General features: G+C 58.8%; 4 protein-coding genes. 1 reads left to right on the forward strand and 3 read right to left on the reverse strand.

The window, feature by feature from the left end; genetic code table 11:
- Window positions 1-71 precede the first annotated feature (71 nt).
- Entirely contained in the window at window positions 72-236 is a 165-nt protein-coding gene (locus tag QQ91_RS04820) for a hypothetical protein (protein WP_166283950.1), read from the reverse strand.
- Between the two features lie 134 nt (window positions 237-370).
- Window positions 371-3,484, reverse strand: coding sequence for an alpha-mannosidase (locus QQ91_RS04825; RefSeq protein ID WP_166283952.1), 3,114 nt, complete (start codon window positions 3,482-3,484; stop codon window positions 371-373).
- A gap of 162 nt (window positions 3,485-3,646) precedes the next feature.
- Between QQ91_RS04825 and QQ91_RS04830 the strand changes: the two genes are divergently transcribed.
- Window positions 3,647-5,032 (forward strand): tetratricopeptide repeat protein, encoded by a 1,386-nt coding sequence (locus QQ91_RS04830; protein WP_166283954.1) that lies wholly within the window; start codon window positions 3,647-3,649, stop codon window positions 5,030-5,032.
- A 315-nt stretch (window positions 5,033-5,347) separates the two neighbouring features.
- Here QQ91_RS04830 and QQ91_RS21795 read toward each other — a convergent pair whose 3' ends face one another.
- Entirely contained in the window at window positions 5,348-5,536 is a 189-nt protein-coding gene (locus QQ91_RS21795; RefSeq protein ID WP_375340935.1) for a GNAT family N-acetyltransferase, read from the reverse strand.
- Between the last annotated feature and the right edge of the window lie 61 nt (window positions 5,537-5,597).

Genomic DNA, 5,597 nt, shown 5'->3' on the forward strand with positions numbered 1-5,597 from the left:
ACTCTACTTTCCCAAAAATACACATCTTGAGTCGAAAGCAATTCATCTCAACATTTATTTACAAACACTCTCTAAAGGACCCAATATCGATCCTGGGTTAGGGAAGGGTCCCGATCCAGGAATTGCACCATGCGACGGCGCAGGCGGGGATGGGTTTGCCATCCCCCAAACTGCTGATCATTCCGCCATTGGATAAAGCTGGAAAACTGATCAAGAACTGATTGACGCTTTTCCATAAATCACATTGAGGTTCCACCTATCATGAATCGCTCCTGACTCTATCGAATCAATCCCATCATTTTATGCAGGAGCTAAAATAGTTCTGCTCAACAATCTCCGCTGAGTTTTTCCCTGGGCACAGGCGGAAGCGCTAGCAACCTGGATTCGAGGCCAGCTGTACAGCCACAATTTGCCAGGGCTCAATTCGTTCAGGAAGCGGGCCATTGGGTTGCTCCAGGCCATCCACGCGGGCGGTGGGGCTGAGGTTGAGGCCATGCAGGGTGCCCGTCCAATCGGTGGGGGTGCCCTGGCTTTCGTAGCAGCGCAAAATCCAATGCTGATTGTCAGCCTCAGACTGCTTGAAGGCCATCAGCATCAGATTGGGGGGCAGCGAGAGGAACGACTGCTGGGGCGGCAGCGACCCGGCCGGGGAGGATCCCCATTGCACCAGTAGGGGACGATTCAATTCGTAGCCGCGCTGGGTGGTTTGGGCCTGCTGCCAAGTGCCACCATGGGGGTAGAGGGCATAGCGGAAGGCGTGGTAACCGCGATCGCCCCTGGGGTCAGGCCAGGTTGAGCCTCGCAGCAGGGTGATCCGGATCTGACTCGGCTGCGCATCATAGCCGTGCTTGCAGTCATTGAGCAAACTCACGCCATAGGTTTGATCGGCCTCGCTCAGGTCGGCCCAGTGCAGTGCCGGGATTTCCCACTTAGCGGTTTGCCAGGCCTCCAGCGGTTTGGGGTTGGGGAGGGTGGGCCGCTGAATAGCGCCGCAGGGCATGTCGCAGGTGACGCGATCGGTGCAAAGGGTAAGGGGAAAGGCCGCCTTCACCAGAACATGGTCCGTTTGCCAGTCCACCGTTGTTTCCACGGTCAAGTAGGGGCAATGATCCACCAGCACATAGTCCTGGATAAATTGGGAGGCTTGAAACTTCAGCGTGACGCGGATGCGCTGTTCGGGTCCATGCCAGCGGATCCAATCCAGGGCCGTCACCTCGGCATTGGGGAGGCGATGCTCGGCATAGTGGGGGTCAATGTTCCAGGCATCCCAATATTGTCCCTGATCCTGGAAAAACTGTAGTTCATTGCCAGGTGCCCTCAGGCAGTCTCGCTGGGCGACTTTATCGTAGATCCGCGCCAGGGTGCCCGTGGTGGGGTCAAGGGTCACCTGCAGATGCTCATTCTCTAGCTGCCAGTGATCCGGTGGCGGTGCGGGTGGCGGTGCGGTTGCTGCGGGCATGGCCCAATAGATCCGGTAGCCAATGCTGGGCAGGCCATCGATCCAAAACCACAGGGTGTGATCCGCAGCGACCCAGGTGGAGGTCGGCGTTCCCTGATCGTCTACAACCTGGAGGTTACCAGGCCTGAGGGAGTTCGGGATCTGGGTCCTCACCCAGCCGCTTCGATCCCAGTTCAGGGAATTAAAGACAACGAGCGCTTGCGCCTCTGGAGAGTTTGCCGGAGGGGGGCAATGAATCTGCTGACCTATCGCCCTCAGGGCTGCGTCTCGAATTCGCTGCCCGGTTCCCAGGGCCGCAGCCCAGTCCTGGTTGGCATCCTGGAAGACTTCGGGAATCGAAGATCCGGGGAGAATATCGTGAAACTGGTTAAACAACACCTGCTTCCAGGCCTGCTCTAGATCCTGCTTGGGGTAGGGCTGATCGGCAATGAGGGTAGCGATCGCCGCAAACAGCTCCGCCTCCATGAGTGCTGATTCACATTGCCGGTTGTAGCGCTTTTGGTCAGCATGGCTGGTGTAGCACCCGCGATGGAACTCCAGGTAAAGCTCATTTTCCCAGACCGGGGGCTGGGGAATCTGCCTGAGGGCGGCCTGACAAAACTCTACCGCTGTGCTGGGCTGAAGCGTGGGAATCACCGGGGATCGGTCCCAGCGGCGAGCCACCTCCAGCATGTCGCGAGTGGGGCCGCCGCCATGATCGCCCAGGCCCGGTAGCCAGTAGCTCAGGCCTGATCCGGTGCTTTTCTCCCATTGCCGCCCAAACTCGGTCATTTTAACCGGATCAATGCGGGTGCCAATGGGGGGCAGCATCAGGCTATCAATTTCGGTACCATCGGGCGATCGCCATTTAAACACGCAGTGGGGAAACTCGGTGGTGTCATTCCAACGCAGCTTGGTGGTGACAAAATAGTCCACTCCCCCCTGCCGGAGCACCTGGGGTAGTTGCCAGCAGAATCCAAAGCTATCGGGAAGCCAGGCAATGGTGCTAGGAGCACCAAACTTTTCCTGCACATAGCGCTGGCCGTAGAGCACCTGACGCACCAGCGATTCGCCGCTAATCAGGTTAAACTCCGGCTCAATCCACAGCCCGGCGGCCACTTCCCAGCGTCCGGCGGCCACCTGTTCCTGAATCTGGGCAAACTGCTCGGGGCGGTGACGCTCGATCCAGTCGTAGAGCGCTGGCGAAGAGTGACAAAAGCGCAGTTCTGGAAAATCGGCCATCAAGCTCAGCACCGAGGCAAAGGTGCGCTCGGCCACAGTCCAGGTTTCGCTCACGGGCCACAGCCAGGCCATATCCAGGTGAGCATGGCCAGTCCAGTAGATTCGCCGGGTCTTGAGCCAGTCTCCCCAGGCCGCTAAGCCCTGGCGAAATCGGGCCAGTTCAGCTTGGAACCCCTGAAGCTGCCCTCGCTGGGTCCAGTCCAGGGTCATGGCCTGAAGCTGTGGCAAATCCTCCGGTCGAAACTCCTGCACATAGGAGGCCAGAATTTCCAGCTCATCGGCAATCATGCCGGGATCGGGTTGATCCACATCCTCGGGCTCAAACCACAGCAGCGATCGCACCAGTGCCCCCGGATCGTGACCGGGACTCACCAGACGAATCGCCACGTTAATCTCTGCGCCGGGCTGGGCCGCTGAACTCAGGAGGATGCGTCCAAAGCAATCGTAGAGATCTCCCACCTGAATGAGCTGGCCCTGCACATAAATCTGGGCCAGATCAGCCCACCAGGTTAAATCCAGCCGCAGCGTCAGACCGGCTAAGGGGTAACCGTCTAGATCTGCGGGCACCACAATCTGCTGCCCTAACCAGATCGGCTGCCGTCCCCGGTCCCAGGCAATATGGCGACGGTGGTTGAGGGTGGCGGCCCTCCAATGCTGCCAGTGCTGCGGGCTCAGAGCGGTGTCCAGAGGCAGATCCTCACCCAGATAAACCCGCCATTGATCCACGATGTCTCGCTGGGTGAGTCCGCGCAGGCGATGGCAGATCGATTCAAGGTCGGGGGGAAGAGGCGGAGGATTGGACATCAATGGGGCGCCGGTAGCGATACCCTCTATTCTTAGGGGTAATCTTTCAGGGTGCAATCCTCTGGGGGATTTTGGCTGAACCCGACCCCCATCCCCTCTCGATCCGCGGGGCCAGGCCAGAATGCTAAAGTGAACCCATCCTCAGCATTTGGGCAATCGACGATGCTCCGCCTTTTGAAGTTTAATCGTCCCGGCTTGGTTTCTCTCTGGTGGTGCCTGGTCAGCAGCCCCGCGGCACTGGCCCTAGGCCCCAATCCCCTCTCCCTTCAGGGGAAGGCCCCAGGGTCTGAGGATGCTGGACAAGGCGTACTTGAACTCCCGCAATCTCTAACGCAATGCCCGGCGTCCCTGGAGTCCACCTTGCAGGCGCGGCGATCGCAACCTCACGCTGGGGCACAGGCTTGGCACGATTTGGGAAATTTCTACACCTGCCGCAAACAGCCCGACCAGGCGATCGCGGCCTACCAGCAAGCGCTATGGATCGATCCCAATGCCCTCACCTTCCACCGCCTCTGGCTGCTGCTCCAGCTTGATCCGCACCCCATTCAGCGAATGCTAGACCTCCTGGAGACCCACCCCCAGCCAGATCGCGCGCTGTTGACCTTGGGAGAATATCTGCGGCAGCCTATCTTTGCCGACGGGCAGGATGAGCCCTTGCCTGCCCCCACAGACGCCGCTCTGGCGGTGTTTGAGCGGCTCTTTGAGCAAAGGCCACAGGATCCTCTGGTGGCCTGGCATCTGGGGCGTTTGTATCTAGACGAAGACCATCTGGAGTCGGGGATTGGGCTGCTGACCCAGGCGGACGCGCTACTGGGCGACGCCCCACCCGCCCAGCAACTGACCTTCATGATTCGCCATGACCTGGCAAAGGCTTACCTGCTGGCCGATCAAGCCCCTGCTGCCGCCGCCAGCCTGCGGAAAATGATCCAGGACGATCCGCTCTACGGTGTCTTTCTCTCCCGCGACTTGTCGCCCCTTGGGGCCACGGAAAGGGTAGGCGATCACCCCTATGGCCCCTCCAGCGCTAACGATCCAGCGGTTTCCATCCAGAGTCTGGTTGAGTTTGAAATGGGGCAGCTGTACGCGGCCAATCAAAATTGGGTAGCCGCCAGCCGATCTTACCAGCAGGCTATTCAAGACAGTCCTGGGTTTAAGTTTGCCCAGGACCAGTATGGCTATAGCTTGATCCAGCTTGGGCAATTTGAGGCCGCCCTGGATCCGCTGCAACAGGCGATCGCCCTGGATCCGCAGCTATCCTGGGCCTATTACCATCTGGGGATGGCCTATGCGGGACTGGAGCAGGAAACCCTGGCCATCCAAGCGATCCAGGCTTGCATAGCCCTGCATTCCAGCCTGAACGGGGGCGATCCAGGCTCTGTTAATCCCTACCTCAACTATCGAATTCTGGGCGATTTCTATCGAGAGCATCAAAATCTGCCCAGGGCGCTGGCGGCATACAAACAGGCGTTGCAGGCCGCAGCCTCCCAGGATGATCCTGTGCGGGAGGATATTGAACAGATGGAAACGGCGCTGAAAGCCAAGGGTTGACTCCTCCCCCGCCATGGATGGGGATGGGGAGTCAATCTAAGGACCGTTTTGCGGCCCTGACCAGAGAGTAGACAAACCATCCTAGCCCCCCTAAAAAGATCCCCCGCAAGAGCGGCACAACGGTCCCCCAGTTCCAGCCAGGCGCAAGGACAGCAGAGGTGGGAGTCTGCGGGTCATAATAGACGGACGCAGGATTGGCTCTGCGACACCGGCCTATTCACCTGGGCCTTCACAATAGCCCCTTGCAGCAAAGACCCAGATCGCGACTCGTGGGCTGCACAGAGAAAATATATCCTGAAGACGAGGGTTCTTGGGCTACCGGCGTTTTTTGTGCATAAAGCGGTCTCCGTCCGGTTCAAGCTTCCAGTCACACCAACCCAGATGGCGATAGAATCCGACAGATCTCATGGTTTCATCGGGATCGGTGGTCAACCAGATTTCCTCCCACCCCTCAGCAAATAACCACGTTTCTACCAGGCGCAGGAGTTGCTTAGGGACTTCCAATCAATAAAGTAGCCCACAATTAAGCTGTTTGGTAGGGAATGGTGACGAACCAACGTCCCAA

This window comes from Lyngbya confervoides BDU141951 (genome assembly GCF_000817775.3).
Taxonomy (GTDB): domain Bacteria; phylum Cyanobacteriota; class Cyanobacteriia; order Thermosynechococcales; family Thermosynechococcaceae; genus Lyngbya; species Lyngbya confervoides.